Origin of the sequence: Micromonospora matsumotoense (assembly GCF_050951065.1) — a bacterium.
GTDB lineage: Bacteria > Actinomycetota > Actinomycetes > Mycobacteriales > Micromonosporaceae > Micromonospora > Micromonospora matsumotoensis.
Genome location: NZ_CP192025.1, coordinates 4,390,920 through 4,411,710, shown reverse-complemented (window position 1 = coordinate 4,411,710; position 20,791 = coordinate 4,390,920). Strand labels below are relative to the sequence as shown.

The 20,791-nt window shown below is 73.6% G+C and carries 23 protein-coding genes and 1 pseudogene; 15 read left to right on the top strand and 9 right to left on the bottom strand.

Annotation, left to right across the window (positions count from 1 at the left end):
• Positions 1-190: 190 nt before the first annotated feature.
• The 6 genes from ACQP1S_RS19285 (at position 191) to ACQP1S_RS19260 (ending at position 4,830) form a co-directional block, all read left to right on the top strand.
• The gene (locus ACQP1S_RS19285) at positions 191-1,564 is read left to right on the top strand and encodes an aromatic ring-hydroxylating oxygenase subunit alpha (protein WP_432897310.1); all 1,374 of its coding nucleotides are present in this window, start codon (positions 191-193) and stop codon (positions 1,562-1,564) included.
• A gap of 44 nt (positions 1,565-1,608) precedes the next feature.
• On the top strand, positions 1,609-2,097 hold the full coding sequence (locus ACQP1S_RS19280) for an aromatic-ring-hydroxylating dioxygenase subunit beta (protein ID WP_432897307.1): 489 nt from the start codon (positions 1,609-1,611) through the stop codon (positions 2,095-2,097).
• Positions 2,098-2,108: 11 nt separating this feature from the next.
• Positions 2,109-2,438 (top strand): Dabb family protein, encoded by a 330-nt coding sequence (locus ACQP1S_RS19275; protein WP_432897304.1) that lies wholly within the window; start codon positions 2,109-2,111, stop codon positions 2,436-2,438.
• Complete coding sequence (locus ACQP1S_RS19270; protein WP_432897302.1) at positions 2,435-3,328, top strand: VOC family protein; 894 nt, start codon at positions 2,435-2,437, stop codon at positions 3,326-3,328. The genes ACQP1S_RS19275 and ACQP1S_RS19270 overlap by 4 nt, the downstream gene beginning before the upstream one ends.
• Positions 3,329-3,502: 174 nt before the next feature.
• Positions 3,503-3,925, top strand: a complete 423-nt coding sequence (locus ACQP1S_RS19265) for a MerR family transcriptional regulator (protein WP_432897299.1) — start codon at positions 3,503-3,505, stop codon at positions 3,923-3,925.
• Positions 3,922-4,830, top strand: coding sequence for a TIGR03619 family F420-dependent LLM class oxidoreductase (locus tag ACQP1S_RS19260; protein ID WP_432897296.1), 909 nt, complete (start codon positions 3,922-3,924; stop codon positions 4,828-4,830). Before ACQP1S_RS19265 ends, ACQP1S_RS19260 begins: the two co-directional genes overlap by 4 nt.
• 75 nt (positions 4,831-4,905) lie before the next feature.
• Here ACQP1S_RS19260 and ACQP1S_RS19255 read toward each other — a convergent pair whose 3' ends face one another.
• From ACQP1S_RS19255 to ACQP1S_RS19230, 6 genes are all read right to left on the bottom strand, one after another.
• Positions 4,906-5,262: a nuclear transport factor 2 family protein gene (locus ACQP1S_RS19255; RefSeq protein ID WP_432897293.1), complete on the bottom strand. Its 357-nt coding sequence runs from the start codon at positions 5,260-5,262 to the stop codon at positions 4,906-4,908.
• A gap of 34 nt (positions 5,263-5,296) precedes the next feature.
• The gene (locus ACQP1S_RS19250) at positions 5,297-5,737 is read right to left on the bottom strand and encodes an SRPBCC family protein (protein ID WP_432897290.1); all 441 of its coding nucleotides are present in this window, start codon (positions 5,735-5,737) and stop codon (positions 5,297-5,299) included.
• Complete coding sequence (locus ACQP1S_RS19245) at positions 5,734-6,147, bottom strand: metalloregulator ArsR/SmtB family transcription factor (RefSeq protein ID WP_432897286.1); 414 nt, start codon at positions 6,145-6,147, stop codon at positions 5,734-5,736. The genes ACQP1S_RS19250 and ACQP1S_RS19245 overlap by 4 nt, the downstream gene beginning before the upstream one ends.
• A gap of 38 nt (positions 6,148-6,185) precedes the next feature.
• Positions 6,186-7,076 (bottom strand): hypothetical protein, encoded by an 891-nt coding sequence (locus tag ACQP1S_RS19240; protein ID WP_432897283.1) that lies wholly within the window; start codon positions 7,074-7,076, stop codon positions 6,186-6,188.
• A complete protein-coding gene (locus tag ACQP1S_RS19235; protein ID WP_432897280.1) occupies positions 7,073-8,323 on the bottom strand; it encodes a WxL protein peptidoglycan domain-containing protein in 1,251 nt (416 codons plus the stop codon). Before ACQP1S_RS19235 ends, ACQP1S_RS19240 begins: the two co-directional genes overlap by 4 nt.
• Positions 8,324-8,392: 69 nt before the next feature.
• Positions 8,393-9,892: an HtaA domain-containing protein gene (locus ACQP1S_RS19230; RefSeq protein WP_432897277.1), complete on the bottom strand. Its 1,500-nt coding sequence runs from the start codon at positions 9,890-9,892 to the stop codon at positions 8,393-8,395.
• A gap of 195 nt (positions 9,893-10,087) precedes the next feature.
• Between ACQP1S_RS19230 and ACQP1S_RS19225 the strand changes: the two genes are divergently transcribed.
• The 6 genes from ACQP1S_RS19225 to ACQP1S_RS19200 are packed head-to-tail and all read left to right on the top strand — an operon-like array spanning position 10,088 to position 14,963.
• Complete coding sequence (locus tag ACQP1S_RS19225) at positions 10,088-10,936, top strand: hypothetical protein (RefSeq protein ID WP_432897274.1); 849 nt, start codon at positions 10,088-10,090, stop codon at positions 10,934-10,936.
• On the top strand, positions 10,933-11,949 hold the full coding sequence (locus tag ACQP1S_RS19220; RefSeq protein WP_432897271.1) for a heme/hemin ABC transporter substrate-binding protein: 1,017 nt from the start codon (positions 10,933-10,935) through the stop codon (positions 11,947-11,949). Before ACQP1S_RS19225 ends, ACQP1S_RS19220 begins: the two co-directional genes overlap by 4 nt.
• On the top strand, positions 11,946-13,043 hold the full coding sequence (locus ACQP1S_RS19215; RefSeq protein ID WP_432897268.1) for a FecCD family ABC transporter permease: 1,098 nt from the start codon (positions 11,946-11,948) through the stop codon (positions 13,041-13,043). Before ACQP1S_RS19220 ends, ACQP1S_RS19215 begins: the two co-directional genes overlap by 4 nt.
• Positions 13,044-13,086: 43 nt before the next feature.
• The gene (locus ACQP1S_RS19210; protein WP_432897265.1) at positions 13,087-13,980 is read left to right on the top strand and encodes a heme ABC transporter ATP-binding protein; all 894 of its coding nucleotides are present in this window, start codon (positions 13,087-13,089) and stop codon (positions 13,978-13,980) included.
• Positions 13,981-14,658 (top strand): heme oxygenase (biliverdin-producing), encoded by a 678-nt coding sequence (locus ACQP1S_RS19205; protein WP_432897262.1) that lies wholly within the window; start codon positions 13,981-13,983, stop codon positions 14,656-14,658.
• Positions 14,655-14,963: a DUF2470 domain-containing protein gene (locus ACQP1S_RS19200; RefSeq protein WP_245722435.1), complete on the top strand. Its 309-nt coding sequence runs from the start codon at positions 14,655-14,657 to the stop codon at positions 14,961-14,963. Before ACQP1S_RS19205 ends, ACQP1S_RS19200 begins: the two co-directional genes overlap by 4 nt.
• A 132-nt stretch (positions 14,964-15,095) precedes the next feature.
• Here the strand turns inward: ACQP1S_RS19200 and ACQP1S_RS19195 are convergent, their stop codons facing one another.
• Positions 15,096-17,165 carry a HelD family protein gene (locus ACQP1S_RS19195; protein WP_432897258.1) on the bottom strand — a complete coding sequence of 690 codons (2,070 nt, stop codon included), beginning with the start codon at positions 17,163-17,165 and terminating at the stop codon, positions 15,096-15,098.
• Positions 17,166-17,446: 281 nt separating this feature from the next.
• Here ACQP1S_RS19195 and ACQP1S_RS19190 point away from each other — a divergent pair, with 281 nt between their 5' ends.
• The 3 genes and pseudogenes from ACQP1S_RS19190 (at position 17,447) to ACQP1S_RS19180 (ending at position 18,492) form a co-directional block, all read left to right on the top strand.
• Positions 17,447-17,614: a hypothetical protein gene (locus ACQP1S_RS19190; RefSeq protein WP_432897255.1), complete on the top strand. Its 168-nt coding sequence runs from the start codon at positions 17,447-17,449 to the stop codon at positions 17,612-17,614.
• 64 nt (positions 17,615-17,678) lie between these two features.
• Positions 17,679-17,972: pseudogene (locus ACQP1S_RS19185) on the top strand (alkene reductase); the annotation flags it as partial.
• Positions 17,973-18,015: 43 nt separating this feature from the next.
• Positions 18,016-18,492: a hypothetical protein gene (locus ACQP1S_RS19180; protein WP_432908505.1), complete on the top strand. Its 477-nt coding sequence runs from the start codon at positions 18,016-18,018 to the stop codon at positions 18,490-18,492.
• A gap of 115 nt (positions 18,493-18,607) precedes the next feature.
• On the opposite strand, the gene ACQP1S_RS19175 is transcribed toward ACQP1S_RS19180, so the two are convergent.
• On the bottom strand, positions 18,608-18,979 hold the full coding sequence (locus ACQP1S_RS19175) for an ArsR/SmtB family transcription factor (protein ID WP_176738918.1): 372 nt from the start codon (positions 18,977-18,979) through the stop codon (positions 18,608-18,610).
• A 204-nt stretch (positions 18,980-19,183) separates the two neighbouring features.
• Positions 19,184-20,509: a cellulose binding domain-containing protein gene (locus ACQP1S_RS19170; protein ID WP_432897252.1), complete on the bottom strand. Its 1,326-nt coding sequence runs from the start codon at positions 20,507-20,509 to the stop codon at positions 19,184-19,186.
• Between the last annotated feature and the right edge of the window lie 282 nt (positions 20,510-20,791).

The following is a 20,791-nucleotide window of genomic DNA, read 5'->3' as shown; positions in this document are numbered from 1 at the left end:
GGGGCGGATCGGCCGGGCCGAGTCGGATGTGGGGCATCGTGGCCGGCGAATCAGCAGGTACGTGTTGCGTTCGTATTAACAGCGAGTAACCCGGTGCCGGAGTCTGCCCTGCTCTTGACAGTTGCCATGGCGGAGTAGCAGCATCGTGTAGCGAGATGCTGTCTCGCATGACGTAGAAGGCGGTGAGGTGATGGCGCAGCAGACGCCGGTACGTCCGCTCGGTGCAGCCGGCGCGATGATCGACGAGGACTGGGAGGCGCTGCGGTTCCGGGTGCACCGCTCGGCGTACCGCGACCCGGAGGTCTTCCGGACCGAGGTCGACCGGATCTGGAATCACACCTGGCTCTATCTCGGCCACGAGACCGAGATTCCGAAGGCGGGGGACTTCAAGACCCGGACCCTCGGCGGTCGACCGCTGATCTTCTGCCGGGACGCCGACGGCCAGGTGCGGGCCTTCTTCAACGCCTGCACCCACCGGGGCACCGTGCTGTGCCGGCACAGCGAGGGCAACACCAAGTTCTTCCAGTGCTTCTACCACGCCTGGGCGTTCAGCAACGCAGGTGACCTGGCCGCGCTGCCCGGCGACGACGCGTACCCCGACGACCCCGCCTTCCGGGCCTCGATGGCCCTGCGGCAGGTGGCCCGGCTCCAGATCCACGAGGGATTCGTCTTCGTCTCCTTCGACCCGGACGTGCCGGACCTGCTGACCCACCTCGGCCCGGCCGCGCACTACATGTCGCTGACCGCCAAGATCGGCGAGCACGGCATGACCACCCTGCCGGGCGTGCAGCTCTACAGCGTGAAGGGCAACTGGAAGCTGGCCGTCGAGAACGCGATGGACGGCTACCACTTCGCCCCCACCCACAACACCTTCGTCGGCTACCTGCGCGAGACCGGCTTCGCCGTCACCGACGACGACCAGTACGCCTACGACCTCGGCGGCGGCCACGGGCTGCTCGTGCTCACCGGGCACAACGGCCGGATCGGGATGGTGTGGGAACCCCGCTTCGGCGACGAGGAGAAGACCCGCACCGTCACCAAGCGCCGCGAGCTGGAGGCCCGTCTCGGCCCCGAACTCGCCGCCGAGGTGGCCGACGCCAGCCGCATCCTGTTCGTCTTCCCCAACCTGCTGCTGTTCGACCTGGAGGCGCTGACCATCCGGCAGCTCGAACCCGTCGCCGCCGACCGCACCGACGTGCGGGCCTGGCAGTTCGTCGAGGTCGGCGAGCCGGAGTCGGTCCGCGCGCTGCGGATCAAGACGATGGTCAGCTTCGTCGGGCCGGGCGGCCTCGCCACCCCCGACGACATCGAGGCGTACGAGGCGGTGCAGCGCGGCATCACCGCGACCGCCGACTCGGTCGACCCCGCGCACGACTGGAGCGACATGTCCCGGGGCATGGCCAACGAGAAGCAGGGCAACCAGGGCCGCTCGATCGACGAGGGCGCGATGCGCAGCTTCTGGCGACGCTGGGCCGAGGTGGTCGGGGCGAGCACCAGCGTGGCCGGCGACCCGCCGGCCGGTACGCCCGCCGCCGGACCCGCCGCGGGTGGTGCGGGCAAGTGAGCGCGATGTCAACGACGGTCGGTAGCCCCAGGGGAGTGGTCAAGGTGGAGTCGCGTGAGGTGACCCGGGCCGAGGTGGAGGACTTCCTCTACCGGGAGGCCCAACTGCTCGACGAGTGGCGGCTCGACGAGTGGCTCACCCTGATCGAGCCGGGCGGCCGGCTGGAGGTGCCGACCACCGACTGGGCCGGCTGGGACGCCACCACCGCCGGGTACTTCGTCGCCGACGACTACGAGCTGATCCAGGCCCGGGTCAAGCGGCTCAAGAGCCGCAAGGCGCACGCCGAGAACCCGCACTCGCGTACCCACCGGATGATCTCCAACGTGCTGCTGTTGGAGGCCGGCGCGGAGACCGTCTGGATCAGCGCCAACTTCCTCATCCACCGCTACCGCGACGGCGGCGCCTACACCTACGTCGGCCGGTACGAGCACGTGCTCAAGGTCGACCCGGACGGGCTGCGGTTCCGACTGCGCCGGGCCGTGCCGGTGATGGAGTCGATGGACCCCGGCGCCCGACTCAGCTTCATCCTCTGAGCCGGCCTGCCATGATCACTCACATCCTGGTCTTCCGGTTCCGCGACGACCTGCCGCCCGGCGCGGCCGAGTCCGTCCTGGCCGAGCTGGAGACCTTCCCGCGCCGCTATCCCGCGATGCGCAACTGGCGCAGCGGGGTCAACGTCAGCACCCGGGACACCAGCATGACCCACGGCTTCGTCGTGGAGTTCCCCACCGAGCAGGACCTGCTCGACTACCTGCACAGCGACTCGCACGAGCAGTTCGTCCGGGAACGCTGGCGGCCGGTCGTCGCGCGTCAGGCCATCGTCAGTCTCCCCACCGCCGGGGACGCCCAGCCCATCGAGAGGGGTCACAGATGACCACCGAGGCCACCGCCCGCCGCCGTGGGCCGTACGGCATGGAGTACGCCCGGATCGAGGTGCCCGACCTGGCCGCCTCCATCGAGTTCCTCCAGTACCACGTCGGGCTGCAACTGGAGCAGCACGACGACGAGTACGCGTTCCTGCGCGCCGACCTGGAACACCACAGCATCGAGCTGATCGCCGCGCCGCAGCGCACCGAGTCGTGGACCACCGCGGTCGGGTTCAGCGTCGAGAACGACGCGGTCCTCGACGACCTGCGCGAGCGGGTCACCGCCGCCGGGCACGAGGTGTTCGAGCTGGCCGACCGGGTCAAGGGCCTGGTCCAGCGGGGCTTCGCCGTCCGCGACCCCAACGGGCTGATCGTCGAGCTGTTCACCGAGTTCCAGGAGTACGCCGAGCCGCCGCTGATCGAGCTGCGCCCGCTGGACCTGGTACACCCCTTCCTGGCCACCGACAAGTACGACGAGACGCTGGCGTTCTATACCACGGTGCTCGGCTTCCAGGAGTCCGACCACGTCGGCGACGTCACGGTCTTCCTGCGCAGCGAGGACCGCTATCACCACAGCCTGGCGATCCAGCGCAACAACGAGTTCTACGTCGCGCACCTGTGCTTCATGATGAAGAGCTTCGACCACGTGATGCGCGGCCGGGCGCGGGCCCAGTACAAGCAGATCCCGATCGCCTCGGACCTGGTCAACCACTCGGCCTCGACGTCGATCGCCTTCTACATGCACGACACCCGGCACGGGCCGCGCTACGAGCTGTGCGACCGGCACCGGGTGTTCACCCCCGAGGAGCACGAGACGCACCGGGCCCGGCGGATGGCGGTGGACCCGCGCAACATCGACGTGTGGCGGCCGGCCGCCGACGACTGGGCGCGCTTCTGACCGCTCGCCCGGTGACCGGTGGGCGGGGTGTCGTACCCGCCCGACCGGTAGGGCGCGCTGGAGCGGGGTGGCCCGGTCAGGGGGCCACCCCGCCTTCCTGCGCGCGACGTCCGGTCCCGCCGCGCACGCGATGACTTGACCTTGCCATTGATGTCAGGGTTCTAGCATCGCCAGGTGCGGAAGGGGACCAGCGACATGCGGATCGGAGAACTCGCGCGCCACTGCGGCGTCAGCCCCCGGTCGGTGCGGTACTACGAGCAGCAGCGCCTGATCGCGCCACGCCGTGCCGCCAACGGCTATCGGGAGTACGACGAGTCGGCGGTGGTCAGGGTCCGGAACATCCACGAGCTGCTGGACTCCGGCCTCACCATCGAGGACATCCGGCTCTCGATCGACAAGGGCTGCCTCGACGAGCCGTTGAGCACCCTGCCCCGGTGCCCCGACGCGCTCCGGGTCGCCACCGACCGGCTCGGCGCCCTGGACCGGCGGATCGCCGCTCTCCAGGACCTGCGCGGGCGGCTCGCCCGGCAGCTCCTGGCGACCGAGTCGGCGATGGCCCGCACCGAGGCACGCATGGCCGACGAGTGGTCACGATGAGATTCGGACTCTCGCTCGAACCGCAGGCGTGGCCGGGCGACGCGGGTGCCGCCATGCTCCGGGCGGCGCGGGACGCCGAGCGGATCGGCCTGGATTACGTGCTGATGGCCAACCACGTGCTGGAGAACCCGCACGGCACCGGCTTCGACCCGGTGGTCCTGCTGGCGGCGGTCGCCGGGGCGACGACCCACCTGGGGATCGCGACGAGCGTGCTGGTCCTGCCCTACTACCAACCTGTGGTGCTGGCCAACCAGCTCGCGACGCTGGACGCCGTGTCGGCGGGTCGGCTGACGGTCGCCGTCGGCACCGGATGGAACCCGCAGGAGTTCACCGCGCTGGGGGTGCCGCTCCGGCTCCGTGGCCGGCGGACCGACGAGAGCCTGGAGATCATGAAGGCCCTCTGGGCCGGCACCACCGCAGACCTGGACGACAGGTTCGCGAGCCTGCGCGACACCCACATCGGCGTCCCCCCGTACCGGTCCGGCGGGCCACCGATCTGGGTGGGTGGGCACAGCGACGCGGCGATCCGGCGGGCGCTGCGGTTCGGGGACGGCTGGCACGGCTCCGGCATCGACCACGAGGAGGCCCGCCGCTTCCGGCGTCGGATCGAGGAACTGGCCGACGGCACGGGACGTGACCCGGCGACGATCGGGATCAGCACGGTCGGGTTCCTGGTACCACCGGGAGTGCCGGCGGCCCGGCCCGCGCCGGGCCGGCTGATCGGCGGCACCGACGCCAGCACCGAGTCGATCATCGAGGACCTGGGCCGGCTCGCCGACGCGGGGGTGTCGATGTGCTCGCTGTGGATGCCCATCGACGGTCGCCTGGTGGCTGCGGCGTTGGAGTGGCTTGCCGGCGAGGTTCTGCCCCAGGTGCAGCGCACGGGCGGGTCAGGCCCGCGCTAGCCGCCGCTCGGCGGAGGGGGCCGGACAGCCGGCCCCACCCGGCGTGCCGGTTCTTGTATGGCGGGGCCCGTCGCCTTACGGCAGCGGGACGACGTAGGAGTCGACCCGGGCGATCAGCCCGTCGCGGAAGGTGAACAGGTCGTTGAAGGCGAAGCGGAACGGCCCGTGGTCGACGCTGACGCCCCGGCCCTCGCCCGTGACGACGACGACCGGGCCGTCCTCGTGGACGCGGTGGACGTCGAGCGCCGGGCTGCCGGTGAACGCCGGGTTCTCGATCTCGCCGTCGAACTCCGCCCGGCCGTGGGTGGTCCGGTGCCCGTGGATGACCCACTCGACGTCGTCGGTGAGGGTCGCGAGGATGCGCGGGTGGTCGCTCGCCCGGAACCCGGCGAAGTACTCCGCGACGAGGTCGCGCTGGGTCTGCTGGGTCATGGCTGCTCCGTCTTCAGGTGGGCTGGTGCAGGCTTCAGGTGGACTGGCGCAGGTGTGCGGCGAGGGCGTCGAGGATCGCGGTGAGCCCGTCGACCGCCTGGGTGGTGCGTAGCTCAGGGGGGAGCCGTCGCTGGTGGACGGTGAGGTCCGTGCCGTCGGCGGTGGGGCGGAGGGTGACGATCGTGCGCAGGCCGGTGACCGGTTCGTCGAAGACGAGTTCGTGTGGTGCGGTGACGCGCACGTAGACGAACCGGAGCCGGTGGGTGCGGCCGTCCGGCGCGCGGCTGTCGAGCGCGAACTCTCCCCCGGGGCGCAGGTCGACGGTCACCGATCCGGGTGGCACGGCGGCGTGCGAGCCGCCCCAGAAGGCGGTGATGCCGGCCGGCGAGGTGAACGCGGCCCAGACCCGCTCGGGTGGCGCGGCGAGCTGCCGTCGGGCGATCAGCTCGTCGCCGCGCAGCTGCGCGGCGGTCACCGGGCCGCCCCGTCGTCGGTGAGGTGTTGCTCCAGGGCGTCGAGCCGGTCGTTCCAGGTGCGCCGCTGCTCGTCGATCCAGGTGCCGAGCAGCGAGAGCTGATCGGTCCTGAGCCGGCACGGGCGTCGGGTGCCTTCGCGTCGCTGCTCGACCAGGCCGCACCGGCGCAGCACCCCGACGTGGTGCGAGATGGCCTGCGGGGTCAGGTCGAACGGCGCGGCGAGCTGCCCCACCGTGGCATCCCCGCGGGCGAGGCGGGCCACCAGGGCACGCCGGACCGGGTCGCCGAGCGCGGCGAAGGCCGCGTCGAGATCCGGGCCGGGTGCGACGGGTACGGGTGCGGTGGGTACGGGGGCGGTGGGTACGGGGGCGGTGGGTACGGGGGCGGTGGGCACGGGGGCGGTGGGCACGGCCCCACCATAATGCAAACCATTATTTGTGCAAGCGACTATTTGTCGACGGGTTCCGCCGGCGTCGCGCCGGGCGGTGGGCGTCGTGCCGGCCGGGCGAGCAGCAGCACGACCGTGAGAACGGCGGCGGCGACCGGCAGTCCCCAGGGCCGCCGGGCCGCCGACACGGTGAACGCGAGCGGCCGACCGGGCACCGCGATCCGACCATCCACCTCGTACCGGCCGAACGGGGCCGCGTCGGTGGGCACCGCGACGTGGTACTCCCGGGTCTGCCCGGCGGCGATGGTGCCCACCGCCGGGGCGGCCACGATGGTCCGGGCCCGGCCGGGCGGCCCGACGGTCAGCTGGAACGCAGGATCGGTGATCTCCTGCGGGCCGGGGTTGTGCACGGTGATCCGCACCGCGAGTACGCCCGGCAGGCCGAACCACCCGCGCGGCCCGGACCGGTCGGCGGCCCGCAACGCCACCAGGGTCAGCTCCGCCGGGGCGGTCGGCGCGACGGCCGGGGCGGTCACCCCGGCCAGCGTCAGGTCGGCGACGGCGGTGGCCGTGCCGGTCGGCGTCCGGACCCGCAGCACGCACGGGCAGGCCACCGGCGGGGCGGCCAACAGCACCGGCAGGGTGGCCCGGCCGACCGGCGGCACCTGACCGTGGGTGGCGGCCCCGGTCGCGCAGTCGAGCGCTCCGCGCTGGGCGGCGTTGCCGCACACCTCGATCTGGACGGTGCCGGCGGGCCAGCCGTCCAGGCTGACCAGCACCCGCTGCCCGACCCGCAGCGCTCCGGCGGGCAGGGTGACGCCCGGTCCGGCGGCTGCCGCGCCACCGCCGCCGCCCTCCGTGGCATCGACCTTGGCGGCTGCCCCGGGGGCCGGCGTCGTCAGGACGGCGACCACAGCCAGCAGGACGACGGCGCGGACCGGTCGGGTCATGAGGCGTCGGGGCGTCGGGCGTCGGGGCGCGGGTCGACACCCGGAACCGGCCCGGCGGCCGTACCGCCCGACGCGGCCTTGGCGGCCGGTTGCGGTGCGGCCGGGGCGTCGGTGGGGCCCGGGGCGGTTCGCTGATCGGCGGGAGCGCCGGTGGGGCCCGGGGCCGGCCGTTGATCGGCGGGGCTGGGGGCGGGCGGTTGCCCGGCGGGGGCGTCGGCGGGGCCCGGGGTGGTCACCCGGCCGGCGGTCGGCGCGTCCCGTCGTCGCCACCACCGCAGCCCGCCCCCACCGGCCGCAGCGGCGAGCAGGGCCAGCAGCAGCCAGGGCGGGGCCCAGATCCCGGCGGCGCGGACCACCGGCGGCAGCGCGGTGTCCGTGCTGGTGGCCGCGATGTCGACCGCGGCGGTCAGGCGCAGCAGCGGGGGTACGCCGGTGATCCGCTCGGTGACGGTGAAGGTGGCCCCGGGCAGCAGCTCCGGCAGGTCGGTGGGGGAGGTGCGGGCCTGTTCCCACCCGAAGGGCGCGTCGACGGTCACCGTGCCGCTGCCGCCGAGCCGGACGTTGCCGTCGTTGCGCAGCCGGTAGCGGACCACCACGTCGCCACCGGCGAACGGGTTGACCGGGTTGTCGTAGGAGACGTCGACCGCCTCGACGGTGACGGCCGGCCGGACCGGGCCGTTGACCCGCAGGTAGACCCGGGCGGCCAGTCGCTGGTCGACCAGGACCCGCTGCCCGTCGGCGGTGGTCCGGACCCGGGCGACCGCCCCGATCACCCCGCCGGTGTGGTCGCCCGGGGTGGCGTTGGCCGGCACGGCGAGCCGGAACGGGATGTCGACCCGCTTGCCCGCCGGGATCGTCCACTCGCGCCGGTCGACGCTGATCCAGGAACCCACGTCGGTGGCCGGCCGGTCCGCCGGCAGCAGGGCGAACGCGCCGTCGGCGGCGCTGTACGCGTCGGTGCCGTACACGGCGAAGGTGACCGGGCGGTCGCCGAGGTTGGTGATGCCGACGTGGTCGGTCAGGGTGCTGCCCGGGGCCAGGTCGTAAATGAAGTAGTTGCGCCCGGTCGGGCCCTTGGCGCTGGACGGCTGGACGGCCCAGCGGGCCGCGCCGGTCTCCCCGACGCCGGCTGCGGTGCCGGGGGAGGGGGTGGGCGCGGCGTGGGCCGGCGCGGGCAGGGCGGTCGCCACGAGCAGCGCGGCGGCGAGGGCGGCGCTCGTCCGGGACAGGGCGGTACGCAGGGACATGCCGGGCTCCGGGGAGTGGTCGGGCCGGTGGGACGGGAGCGGGTCCCGTCCCACCGGTGTGGTGCCGAATCAGGAGAGGGTGAGGGTCAGCACCGCGCTGTAGTCGCCCGCCGGGGCGGACGCCGGGACTCCGAGGTGGAGTTGGGCGCCACAGGTGAAGGTGCCGTTGCTCGCGCCGGTGGCCGAGGTGCACAGCGCACGTGCCGTGCCCAGGCCGGCACCGGGCGCGGCGGGCGCGCCCGGGGTGACCACGCCGGGGGCCCCGGCGAGACCGTCGACGCCTACGGTGGCGCTCGGCGTCCAACCGAGGTTGTCGGCGGCGATGGCGCCGCCGCTGGCCGAGGCGAAGTCGGCGACCTGCCCGACCAGGCTCCAGCCGGCGTTGGTGCCGCGCAGGTCGGCCACGGTGGCGGCGTTCAGTGCCCCGTTGGTGACCTGCCCGTTGCTGACCGCCGGCAGGGTCACCGAGGAACCGGTCACGCCGAGGGTCAGCGCGCCACCGGTGACGGTGGTGGTGATCTGCTGGCTGGCGTCGCCGCCACCGGCCGGGGTACGGCTGAACGTCACCGGGGTGAAGGTGTCCTGGCTCCGGTCGGCCGCGCCACGGGCGGCGAAGGTGATCACGTAGCACTGCACCGCAGTGCAATCGACCCGGGTGCCGGTGCGGTCGGTGTAGACCGCGCTGATCGGCAGGGTGGTGCGGAACGTGCCGTCGGCGTTGAGGCGGTCGCGGGCCTCGGTCGGCTCGTTCGTCTTGTTGACCCACTTGGTGACCTGGAGGACGCCGGCGTTCGTCCAGTGCTCGTCGACCTTGGGGCCGAAGGAGACATAGATCCCCGCCGCCCCGTTGGCCTCCGGGTCGAAACCGCTGCCGGTGACCGTGATCGTCGCCCCGGCCGGGTCCAACCCGGTGGCCGGGGTGACGCCGACCGCCGGCCCGGTCTGTCCGCTGCCGCCACCGGTGGAGAAGGTGAAGGACAGCGGGTCGAGCGCGGAGCCTGCGGAGTAGAAGCCGTTGAACGCCGAGGCGCCCTCGGCGGTCAACGTCGCCGCCAGGTTGGTCGCGGTCACCGTGCCACCGCTGCCACCGGGCTTGCCGTCGATGGTGGCGATGGTGGCCTGCCGGACCGACACCGGCTCGGCCGCGGTGGTGAGCAGGTCGACGTCCGCCGTGACGGACGTGGTGCCACCGGTGACGACGATCGTCGGGTTGGCCAACGAGATGGTGAAGAAGTGCGCCGGGTACGAGAAGACGATCTTTCCGCCGTACCTGGCGTCGATGGCGCCGGTGTCGGGGTCGTGCGTGCCGCCCTTGGCGGGGAAGGTGAAGGTGCCGTCGCTGTTGATGCTGGCGCCCTCGCTGGCCGCGATCGGCGGGTTGCCGTTGCCGGTGTTGACGTAGGCGCGGAACGACGCCTTGAAACCCCAGGTCAGGCTGCCGGAGCGGATGTCCGTCCCGGCGGCCTGGGCGGGGCTGACACCGATGAGTGCGGCCGATGCGCCGAGCAGGGCGACTGCCGCCCACCGCGCCGACCGCCACCGACCGGTACCGGTTCTGGATCTGACCATGCTGCTCCCTCTCTTGTGCCCAATACGGACAGTGGTTGAGGTTAGGCAAACCTAACTACCGGAGCACAGTGGGCGACAGGTTGAAGATCTTGATCCGAAGAACCCCTTGTGAACTGCGGATCTCTCGCTTAGGTTAGGCAAACCTTAGCTACGGTCGGTGTGTCAGCCGGCCCGATCCGTCATGGGGGGAGCCTGATGCGAGCACTGCGTCGCGCCGTTCTGACCGCCACCCTGATCACTCTCGGTGTTGGCGTGCTGCCGACGCCGGCCCACGCCGGCACCGGTCGGGGCGCTGCCGGGCAGACCCTCACCGTCACCCCCAGCGCCGGGGTGGGCCGCACCGGGGCGAAGGTGACCGTCGCCGGCAGCGGGTACGACGTCACCAAGGGCATTTACGTCGCCTTCTGTGTGGACAACGGGGCCGGCGTCGCCCCCAGCCCGTGCGGCGGCGGGGCCGACACCACCGGCAGCACCGGCGCGTCGCACTGGATCTCCTCCAACCCGCCCTCCTACGGGGAGGGCCTGGCCGTGCCGTACGGCGCCGGCGGCTCGTTCCGGGTCAGCCTCACCGTGGCCACCCGCATCGGCGACGTGGACTGCACCGTCCGCCGGTGCGTGGTCGCCTCCCGGACCGACCACACCCGCACCGCCGACCGCTCCCAGGACGTCCGGGTGCCGATCACCTTCGCCGCCGGGGCCGCTCCGGCGCGTACCACCGCGGCCGCCCCGGCCACGACCGGTGTCGGCGGCAGCACCGGTCGGACCACGCCACCGGCGGCGGCACCGACCGGCGCGGTCGCCGCGCCCACCGGCGCGGGCCCGGCGTCGGTTGCCGCCGGCCCCACCGGGAGCGTCCCCGCCGGGGCCGGCGGCGGGGCCGACCAGGCGGGCCGGACCGACCAGGCCGGCCAGGCGCAGGTGACCCGGGTCAGCGCCGCCTCCGACACCGACCGCTGGTGGCTCGCCGTGCTGGTCGTACCCCTGCTCGGGGTGGCGCTGCTCGCCGGCCTGCGTCGTCGCCGTCGCCGCCGGGCCACGTCGTGACCCGGCGCGCGCTGCCGCTCGTCCTGGTGCTGCTCGCCGGTGCCCTGGTCGGCTGCACCGACCCGGCGGCCGAGGCGCGGTCGACCACACCGACGTCCTGCGGCCCGGTCACCGCCACCCTGCCCGACACCGACGTCACCCCGCTGGACCCGCCGCCGGCCCCGGCCCTGCCCGTCACCGTCACCTCCGCCGACGGCGTCGCCAGCACGGTCACCGACGCCGCGCGCATCCTGCCGGTCAACCTCTACGGCTCGATCGCCGAGATCGTGTTCAGCCTCGGGCTCGGCGGCAACGTCGTCGGCCGGGACACCTCCACCACCTTTCCGGCCGCCGCGCACCTGCCGGTGGTCACCCCGGCCGGGCACGACCTGTCCGCCGAGGCGGTGCTCGCCCTCGCCCCGACGGTGATCCTCGCCGACGACAGCATCGGTCCACCCGAGACGCTGCGGCAACTGCGCGCCGCCGGCATCCCGGTGGTCCTGGTGGCCGCCGAGCAGAGCCTCGACGCCGTCCCCGGGCACGTCCGGGCCATCGCGGCGGCGCTCGGTGTCGGCGCGGCCGGCGACCGGCTGGTCACCCGGATCGAGGGGGAGATCGCCGCCGCCCGCGCCGGGGCGCCCGACGGCCCGGCCCCCCGCGTCGCCTTCCTCTATCTGCGCGGCACCGCCGGGGTCTACCTGATCGGCGGGCGGGGCGCCGGCTCCGACGCGATGATCGAGGCAGCCGGGGGAGTGGACGCCGGCACCGCGATCGGCCTGGCGAAGTTCCGCCCGCTGACCAGTGAGGGCCTGATCAACGCGGCCCCGGACGTGCTGCTGGTGATGAGCGGTGGACTGGAGTCCGTCGGCGGCGTCGACGGACTGCTCAAGCTCCCCGGGGTGGGGCAGACCCCGGCCGGGGCCGCCCGCCGCGTCATCGACATGGACGACGGCGTCCTGCTCACCTTCGGCACCCGCTCCGGCCGGGTGGTGCGGGCCCTGGCCGACGCGCTGCACTGCCGGGGCCCGCGATGACCGCCACCGACACCCGACCGGCCACCGGGGACACCGGTGTCGGCCGGGACCGCCGCCGTCCGGTCCGGCGCGGGCCGGTCCTGCTCGCCGGGCTCACCGCCGGCCTACTGCTGGTCGCCCTGATCGCCGCCGGCCGGGGTCAGGTGGCCGTCGCCCCGGCCGAGGTGCTCGGCTCGGTGCTGCACCGCCTCGGCCTGGACCTCGGCCCCCGGCCCGCCGCCCCGCACGGCGAGAGCGCGCTGTGGCTGGTCCGCTTCCCCCGGGTCGCGCTCGCCGCCGTGGTCGGCGCCGCGCTCGGCTGTGCCGGTGCGGTGATGCAGGGGGTGTTCGGCAATCCGTTGGCCGAACCGGGCATCATCGGCGTCTCGGCGGGCGCGGCGGTCGGCGCGGCGCTGGCCATCGTCACCGGTGTCACCGTCCTCGGTGGCTGGACGGTGCCCGCCGCCGCGTTCGCCGGTGGCCTCGCCACCGCCTGGCTGGTCTACCTGCTGGCCCGCTCCGGTGGCCGGACCGAGGTGGTCACCCTGGTGCTCACCGGGGTCGCGGTCAACGCCGTCGCCGGTGCCGCCATCGGGCTGCTGATGTTCGTCGCCGACGAGTCGGGCGTGCAGGCCATCGCCTTCTGGAACCTCGGCAGCCTGGCCCAGGCGAACTGGTCGGCGGTCTCGCTGGCCGCGCCCTGCCTCGCGGTCGGGCTGCTCGCCACCCTCGCCGACGCCCGCCGGCTCGACCTGCTCGCCCTGGGCGAGCGGTCCGCCCGCCACCTCGGGGTCGACGTGGAACGGTTGCGGACCCGGATGATCGTGGTCACCGCGCTGCTCGGTGCGGCGGCGGTCGCCTTCACCGGCATCATCAGCTTCGTCGGCCTGGTCGTGCCGCACCTGGTCCGGATGGTCGCCGGCCCCGGGCACCGACTGCTGCTGCCGGCCAGTGCCCTCGGGGGCGCGATCGTCGTCATCGTCGCCGACCTCGCCGCCCGGACCCTCGTCGACTACCAGGAGCTGCCGTTGGGGGTGCTGTCCGCGATCGTCGGCGGGCCCGCCTTCTTGTGGCTGCTGCGGCGCACCCGGGACCGCGCCGGAGGTTGGGCGTGAACGGCTGCGGGGCGTCGACCCGTACCCACCCGGGGAGGCCGTGATGACCGTACGCGTACGTCGGCGGCGAGGTCCGCTGCGGCTGCTCGGCCGTCGGTCGGCGCCCCGGGTGCCGACCGCCACGACGTCGGGCAGCACCCGGGTCCGGGTCACCGGGGTCCGGGTCGAGCGCGCCGGCCGACCGGTGCTCGACCAGGTCGACCTCGCCATCCGCGCCGGTGAACTGCACGCCCTGCTCGGCCCGAACGGTGCCGGCAAGTCCACCCTGCTGGCCGCCGTCAGCGGTGACCTGCCGCTCGCCGCCGGGACCGTCGAGGTGGACGGTCGTCCGCTGGCCGAGTGGTCGGCCGTGGAGTTGGCGATGCGTCGGGCGGTGCTGACCCAGCGCAGCACCCTGAGCTTTCCGTTCGCGGTGGTCGAGGTGGTCCGGATGGGCCGGGTGCCCTGGGCCGGCCGCCCCGAGGAGGCCCACGATGATGCGGTCGTCGCCGAGACCATGCGACGCTGTGACGTGATCCGGTTCGCCGCCCGACCCTTCCCGTCGCTCTCCGGGGGCGAGCAGGCCCGTGCCGCCCTGGCCCGGGTGCTGGCCCAGCAGACCGGGGTGCTGCTGCTCGACGAACCGACCGCCGCCCTCGACCTGCACCACCAGGAGCTCGTCATGCGGATCGCCCGGGACCGTGCCGACGCCGGCGACGCGGTCGTGGTGGTGCTGCACGACCTCGCCCTGGCCGGGGCGTACGCGGACCGGATCACCCTGCTCGCCGACGGGCGGGTACGGGCCGCCGGCCCGCCCGACGCGGTGCTGACCGCGCCCCTGCTCAGCGAGGTCTACCGGCACGACATCGAGGTCGTGCCGCACCCGGACACCCGCCTGCCGCTGGTCGTGCCCCGCCGTCGGGGCCCGGCCCGGAACGTCCCCCTCACGGAGGAATAGATGGACACACCACCCATGCCGTTCTCGGCCCGGCTGCGGGCTGCCACCCAGGGGGCCCACTCCGCCGCCGAGAGCCAGCGCTACGTCTCCGCGCTGGTCGCCGGCGAGCTGGACATCGCCGGCTACGTCGACCTGGTGGTGCAGCACCACGCCCTCTACCAGGCATTGGAGTCGGCCGCCGAGGCGATGCGCGCGGACCCGCTCGCCGGTGGCTTCGTCGACGACGCGCTGACCCGCTTGCCCGCGCTGGAGGCGGACCTGACCCAGCTCGCCGGGCCGGACTGGGCGTTGCGCACCGCCCCGCACCCGGCGACGGTGGCCTACGCCGACCGGATCCGGGCCGTCTGCGGCACCTCCCCGGTGCGGTTCATCGCCCACCACTACACCCGCTACCTGGGTGACCTCTCCGGCGGCCTGTACATCGGGCGGGCGGTGTCCCGGCGGTACGGGTTGACCGACGGGTCCGGGGTGGCCTTCTACGCCTTCGACCGGATCACCCGGCCGAAGGCGTACAAGGAGGCGTACCGGGCGCGGTTGGACGCCCTGCCGTTGAGCGCGGCCGACGAGGCGGCGCTGCTGGACGAGGTGCTGGTGGCGTACCGGCACAACATGGCGGTCTTCTCCGCCCTGGCCCGGCACGTGCCGGACGGCCCGGAGATCACGGAGGCGGTGGCGTGACCGGGCAGCCGTTCGACGCCGACGTCGTCGGGGCGGTCAGCCGGCACATGAACGACGACCACGCCGGGGACTCGCTGCTGATCTGCCGCACCCTCGGTGGCTGCCCGGACGCCAGCCGGGCGCGGGTGACCGGGCTGGACGCCGACGGGATGGACTTCGCCGTCACCCTCGACGACATCGAGGTGCCGGTGCGGGTCCCGTTCGCCCACCGGCTCACCGAGCGGGCCGAGATCCGCCGGGAGGTGGTCCGGATGTACGAGCAGGCGTGCGCCGCGCTCGGTGTGCCGCCGCGTCGCGCCGACTGAGCGCCCACCCCCGCCGGCCGACGTCACGGGGGTCGGTCCTGCGCGGGCCTGTCCTGCGCGGGCCGGCCCCCGCGAGCGGGGTCGACCACGTCAGGTGGCGGGGCGGTGGGTGGCGGGGTGCCGCCGGCCGCCTCAGGCCCGGGTCAGCTGCTCCGGCAACGGCTTGCGGTGCAGGATGACCAGTTCGCCGACGGCCCGGGTCAGGGCGACGTAGAGCCGGTTCATCCCCCGGGGTTCGGCGGCGACGATGTCGGCGGGTTCGACCAGCACCACCCGGTCGTACTCCAGGCCCTTGACCTGACTGACCGGGATCGCGTGCAGGGCGGCGGCCAGGTGGTCGGGGGCGATGACCGTCCCGGTCTCCCGGGCCACCGCCTCGGCTAGGTCGTCGACCCGGCGGATCTCCAACCGGCCGCCGGGCCGGAACGACCGGGTCGGCGCGATGCCGGGCGGCAGGGCCCGGGCCGCGAAGTCGGCGATGACCTCGGGGACCCGGTAACCGGTGGGCAGGTCCAGCGTCCGGGCGGTCCGCTTGCCCAGCCGGTGCACCAGCTCCGGCCACGAGCCGGCGGCCAGCGGATGGGTCGCCTGGCCGAGGTCGCCCACGATGGTCATCGAGGCGTACGTGGCCCGGCGGGCGATCATCCGGCACTCCATCGGCGACAGGTCCTGCGCCTCGTCGAGGATGACGTGCTGGTAGGTGTCCTCGACGGGCTCCTCGGCCGCCGCCACCGGCAGCGGCTCGGACAGCACCGGCACGTGCCCCTCCTCGCCGTACGGGTCGAACCCGTCGACCCAGCCCACCACCTGGTGACCCTCCCGCAGGATGATCGCCGCCGCCCAGCGCTGGGCGCCCCAGTGGCCGCTGTCCAGCGACTGCCCGGACTGCGCGATGGGGGTGGCCAGGCCGGGCGCGAAGAGCTGCCACCCGTCGCCGAGGCTCAGGCTCAGCACGAAGGTCTCCGCCAGTCGGGCGCCGCTGCGCAGCTCCCGGCGCTGCCACTCGGGCCGGACCTCGGCCACCCGCTGCGGCCGACCGAGGATCTCGGCCAGCTCGTCGAGCAGCGGGACGTCGTCCACCGACCACTGGCCCTGTTGGGCGGGCAGGACGTCCTGCGGGGTCAGTGACGGCCACCAGGCGGTCAGGAAGGCGGCCGGGACCTCCCGGCCGTCCAGCAGCTCCGTGAGCACCGTCGCGGCCTGGGCCCGCGCGGCGTTGGGGGTGATCCCGGCGGCCTCGCACCTGCGGCGGACCTCCCGGCGGGCCCGCGCCAGGTCGTCGGCGTCGAGACCCCACAGCCGGTCCGGCGCGTTCGGCGGGGTGTCCCAGGCCAGGTCGGTCAGCACCCGCACCATCCGCAGGTCACCCTTGGTGCGGGCCACCTCGGCGTTGTCCCGTCGGGTGGCGACGACACCGTCGAACAGCTCACCGATCGCGCGCAGGTGGACGCTGTCCTCGCCGAGGCCGGGCAGCACCCGGCCGATGTAGGCGGTGAACACCGTCGACGGGCCGACCACCAGCACCCGGCCGTCGGCGAACCGGCCCCGGTCGCGATAGAGCAGGTAGGCGGCCCGGTGCAGGGCCACCTGCGTCTTGCCGGTCCCCGGACCGCCGGTGATCAGGGTGACCCCGGCGGCGGGTGCGCGGATCGCCTCGTCCTGTTCGCGTTGGATCGTCGAGACGATGTCGCGCATGTGTGCGCCGCGTTCCCGGATCAGCGACGCGAGCAGGGCGCCCTCGCCGACCACCCCGTCGACCGGCGTGTCCGTCAGCACCTCGTCGTCGAGGCCGACCACGGTACGGCCGGTGCAGGTGATCACGCGGCGACGAGCCACCCCGAGCGGTTCGCCGGGGGTGGCCCGGTAGAACGGCGCGGCGGCGGGGGCCCGCCAGTCCACCACCAGCGGCTCCCGGTCGGCGTCGCGGACCCCCAACCGACCGATCCGGTACGTCTCGTCGTCGTCGAAGTCGAGCCGGCCGAAGACGATGCCCTCCTCCTGGCCGTCGAGATCGGACAGTCGGGCGGCGGCGCCCAGCACCATGGCGTCCCGCTCGACCAGCCCGGCAACCGGTCCGCCGCCGGCCCGGCGGTGTCCCTCCTCGTTCAACTGTCTGGTCTGCGCGCGCATGACCTCCAGGCGGGCGTACACCGTGTCGACCACCTGTTGTTCGATGGCGATCTGTCGGGCCGTCTCGGACACGTGCTCCCCGTTCTCCCGCCGGGCCCTCCGGCACGGACCGGTCGAGCGTAGGCGTGGTCGCGGGGGCAAAAATCGTTATCTGGGACGATCTGGACGGCTTGACCGGCGCATATGATGAATGTGGCGGCCGGAAACGGGTGCCCCGTTTCCGGGGTCGGGCGTCGCGCCACCCCGCCACCCCGCCACGTTCATCCTGTCACCGGGCGCGGTCTGGGGCCGGCTCGTGCAGACCTCCACCACCCACGACGGCATCCGGGGCTACAGCGGGCGAACACCTCGGGGTGAGCCTGCGCCGGATTCTCATCGGTGCGGCGGTGGGCGTACTGGCCGGTCTCGTGCTCGGCCTGCTGATGGGCACCGTCACCTGGGTCCGGGTGGCCACCGGACCGGTGGTCACCTTCGTCCGGGCGCTGCCACCCCTGGCGTACTTCAGTCTGCTGATCATCTAGTTCGGCATCGACGAGACGCCGAAGCTGTGGCTGCTGGCGATCGCCGCCCTGCCCCCGGTCGCGGGTGTCGCACCCCGCGACGACCGGGCTGCGGCCCGTCGGTACGTCCGCCGTACCCGCCGTCGGTGCGGTGTTCACCCCCACCGGGCCGCAACCGGCCCCGGTGCCCCTGGCGCTCGACAGCACCGAGGTGCCGGAGCAGGCCCGGTCGTACGCGCTGGCGGCCCGCCGCGCCGTCGAGGCCGGCTTCGACGGGGTGGAACTGCACGGCGCGAACGGTTACCTGATCTCGCAGTTCCTGTCGGGCAACGCCAACCTGCGCACCGATGCCTACGGCGGATCGGTGACCAACCGCATCCGGTTCGCCGTCGAGGCGGTGGCCGCCACCGTCGACGCGATCGGTGGTCACCGCACCGGAATCCCGCCTCTCGCCCGGCGTCGGCTTCTGGGGCGTCGAGGAGGACGACGTCCCCGAGTTGTACGCCGCGCTCCTCACCGAACTCGCCGCCGTCGGTCCGGCGTACGTCCACCTCGAGGCCACCACCGACGAGGAGGTCCTGCGGGGGTTGCGTGAGGTGTGGCCGGGCACGCTGATCATGAACCCGGTCCTCCCGATGGGTCCCCGACAGACGGACCGGGCGGCGGCCGACCGCTGGCTGGGCTGGGGCGCCGACCTGATCAGCTTCGGCCGTGCCTGTCTCGCCAACCCGATCTGGTCGAGCGGCTCCGGCAGGGGCTGCCGATGGCGGCGCACGACGAGGCGACCTGGTACGCGGGCGGCGACACCGGCTATCTCACGCATCCGACCTTCCCGCATCCCGGCGCGGCTCCGTCGTCGGCCGGGCCGGACCCCGGCACGGCTGCGGCGCCGGCCGTAGCGGACCGGGCGTGACCGGGGTCCGTCGCGGACCGGAGGGATCCGTCGCGGACCGGCCGGGGCCGGGTGGTCCGTCGAGCTGCGGACCGGGAGCGTGCTCGCCCCGGTGCCCAGCGTCAGCGGGTCTTCTTCGTCGCCCGTTTGCGGGGCGGGGTCAACAGGTCGGCGATCGCGGCGATCGCGGCGGGCACCGTGCGGTAGTACGCCCAGACGCCACGCTTCTCGCGTTCGATCAGGCCGGCCTCGGTGAGGATCCTCAGGTGATGGCTCACCGTCGGCTGGGACAGGCCCAGCGGCGCAGTGAGGTCGGTGACGGACGCCTCGCCCTCCGGGGCCGACTGGATGAGGCTGAGCAGTCGTAGCCGGGCCGGGTCGGCGAAGGCCTTCAGCACTCCCGCCAGCCGCTCCGCGTCGGCGCGTTTGATCGGCTCACCGGCCAGCGGCGAGATGACAGGCGTATTGGTTTTCGCAGCTCCCACGTCCGCCATCATGGCAGCAAGAGGCACGTCGGGCCGCTCGTTCGACGATCGGCCACGACGAATTCGCGGATCGGGTGACTCCTGCCGGCGAGTCGGCCGACCCGCCGTCGCGGACCGGGCGACGCCCGGGGCCGGGTGCACCGGACGTCATTCCCGTGCACCCGGCCCCGCCTCGTGTTTCCTGGTGATGCAGCCGAACCGCGACCGGTCCGGTCAGCGGGTGGTGCAGGTGGGCGTCAGCCCGGACCCGCTGCCGTTGCCCTGGAAGCCGAATTCCGCCACCTGACCGGCGCCGAGTTGGCCGTTGTAGCTGACGTTGGTGAAGCGCACCGTCCCGGTGCTGCCACTGGCGGTGGCGTTCCAGGTGTTGGTGACGCTGGCCCCGCCGGGCAGGATGGTGCTGACGGTCCAGCCGGTGGTGCCGGAGGAGCCGGCGGTGACGCGTACGGAGGCGGTGAAGCCACCGGTCCACTGGTTCACCGACACCGTGGCGGTGCAGCCGTTACCACCGGGCGGCGGCGTGGTCGGGGTCGCGGGCGGGGTCGTCGGGGTGGGCGGCGGCGTGGTGGGCGGCGTAGTGGTGGGCGGCGGCGTGGTGGGCGGCGTCGTGCCGTCGAACTGGGTGAAGAAGCTCCACACCACCGGTCGCGTCCAGGACTTTTCGCCGGGCGCGTAGGGGTCGGCGGTGCCGTCCACGGCGTTGGGGGCGTGTCCGCCGTCGAACGGCGCCCAGGCGACCGGATAGCCGGCCCGGCAGCCGGAGTAGTAGGTGACGGTGTGCGTCAGGCTGCCCTGCGCCGGCTCCGGCGGGTTCTGCGGGGTGCAGCCGTTGTTCCGGACGAACCGGTCGCGCAGCGACCGCCCGGTCGCGATGGGGAGCACGCCGTCCCGCAGACCGTGGATGCCGATGTACGCGATCGGCTGGGTGCCGCCGTTGCACCCGCTGAGCTGGCCGCCGGAGTAGACGGCGACGGCGCGGAAGACCGTGGCCCGGGCGCAGGCGATGGCGTAGCTCATCCCGCCGCCGTAGCTGAAGCCCATGGCGAACCGCTGCGTGGTCTCGACGCACAGGGCGGACTCGATCTGGCGCATCATGTCGTCGACGAAGGTCAGGTCCCGGTCACCGCTGTTGGCCCAGCCGTTGCCGATGCCCTGCGGTGCGACGAAGATCGCGCTGTTGTTCGACAGTGCCCGGATGCCGTAGTAGGACCACGGGTATCCGCTCGTCCCGCCCGAGTCGACGTCGTTGGCGGTGCCGCCGTTCCAGTGGAAGCCGAAGATCAGCTTGTAGGGGTGGTTGCGGTCGTAGTTGTCCGGGATCCGCAGGATGTACGAGCGGTTCTGGCCGCCACTGGAGATGGTGCGGTTGCCGCTGGTCAGCGTGGGTGCCTTGCCGCAGCCGGCGGTCGCCGCGAGTGCGCCGGCGTCCTTCGCGTAGGCGGGCGGGCTGGCCCCGGCGGTGATCGCGGCGCCGCCCATGGCGAGGGCGAGCGCCGCGACCCCCGCGACGGCACCGGCTACGAGGCGGTGTCTCGACATCAGGAAGGGCTCCTTTCGGGAGCGGGGTGATGCGGTGAACGCGATCGACCGCCCGGGGCAGGGGTACGGCGGCCACGGACGCGGCGGCGCTAACTCTCGATCAACCCCGGCAGGTGATGATATGTATCGATGATTACAAACGTAATCCGTATGACGTATGATGTCAACGTGGGGGCGATCGGTGCCCGGAGCAGCGCAAACGGGTCAGTCATCCGAGGTCGTCTGTCCGACGAAGACCTGTCCGGCTACGCCGCGGGGCCGACGGTGCACGCGCCGCCGGCC

What these genes read in the sequence shown, in the direction of transcription:
- ACQP1S_RS19285 (WP_432897310.1), top strand. Translation starts at nt 191, where the DNA reads ATGGCGCAGCAGACGCCGGTACGTCCGCTCGGTGCAGCCGGCGCGATG.
- ACQP1S_RS19275 (WP_432897304.1), top strand. Translation starts at nt 2,109, where the DNA reads ATGATCACTCACATCCTGGTCTTCCGGTTCCGCGACGACCTGCCGCCC.
- ACQP1S_RS19270 (WP_432897302.1), top strand. Translation starts at nt 2,435, where the DNA reads ATGACCACCGAGGCCACCGCCCGCCGCCGTGGGCCGTACGGCATGGAG.
- ACQP1S_RS19260 (WP_432897296.1), top strand. Translation starts at nt 3,922, where the DNA reads ATGAGATTCGGACTCTCGCTCGAACCGCAGGCGTGGCCGGGCGACGCG.
- ACQP1S_RS19255 (WP_432897293.1), bottom strand. Translation starts at nt 5,262, where the DNA reads ATGACCCAGCAGACCCAGCGCGACCTCGTCGCGGAGTACTTCGCCGGG.
- ACQP1S_RS19240 (WP_432897283.1), bottom strand. Translation starts at nt 7,076, where the DNA reads ATGACCCGACCGGTCCGCGCCGTCGTCCTGCTGGCTGTGGTCGCCGTC.
- ACQP1S_RS19235 (WP_432897280.1), bottom strand. Translation starts at nt 8,323, where the DNA reads ATGTCCCTGCGTACCGCCCTGTCCCGGACGAGCGCCGCCCTCGCCGCC.
- ACQP1S_RS19230 (WP_432897277.1), bottom strand. Translation starts at nt 9,892, where the DNA reads ATGGTCAGATCCAGAACCGGTACCGGTCGGTGGCGGTCGGCGCGGTGG.
- ACQP1S_RS19225 (WP_432897274.1), top strand. Translation starts at nt 10,088, where the DNA reads ATGCGAGCACTGCGTCGCGCCGTTCTGACCGCCACCCTGATCACTCTC.
- ACQP1S_RS19215 (WP_432897268.1), top strand. Translation starts at nt 11,946, where the DNA reads ATGACCGCCACCGACACCCGACCGGCCACCGGGGACACCGGTGTCGGC.
- ACQP1S_RS19210 (WP_432897265.1), top strand. Translation starts at nt 13,087, where the DNA reads ATGACCGTACGCGTACGTCGGCGGCGAGGTCCGCTGCGGCTGCTCGGC.
- ACQP1S_RS19205 (WP_432897262.1), top strand. Translation starts at nt 13,981, where the DNA reads ATGGACACACCACCCATGCCGTTCTCGGCCCGGCTGCGGGCTGCCACC.
- ACQP1S_RS19175 (WP_176738918.1), bottom strand. Translation starts at nt 18,979, where the DNA reads ATGGCGGACGTGGGAGCTGCGAAAACCAATACGCCTGTCATCTCGCCG.
- ACQP1S_RS19170 (WP_432897252.1), bottom strand. Translation starts at nt 20,509, where the DNA reads ATGTCGAGACACCGCCTCGTAGCCGGTGCCGTCGCGGGGGTCGCGGCG.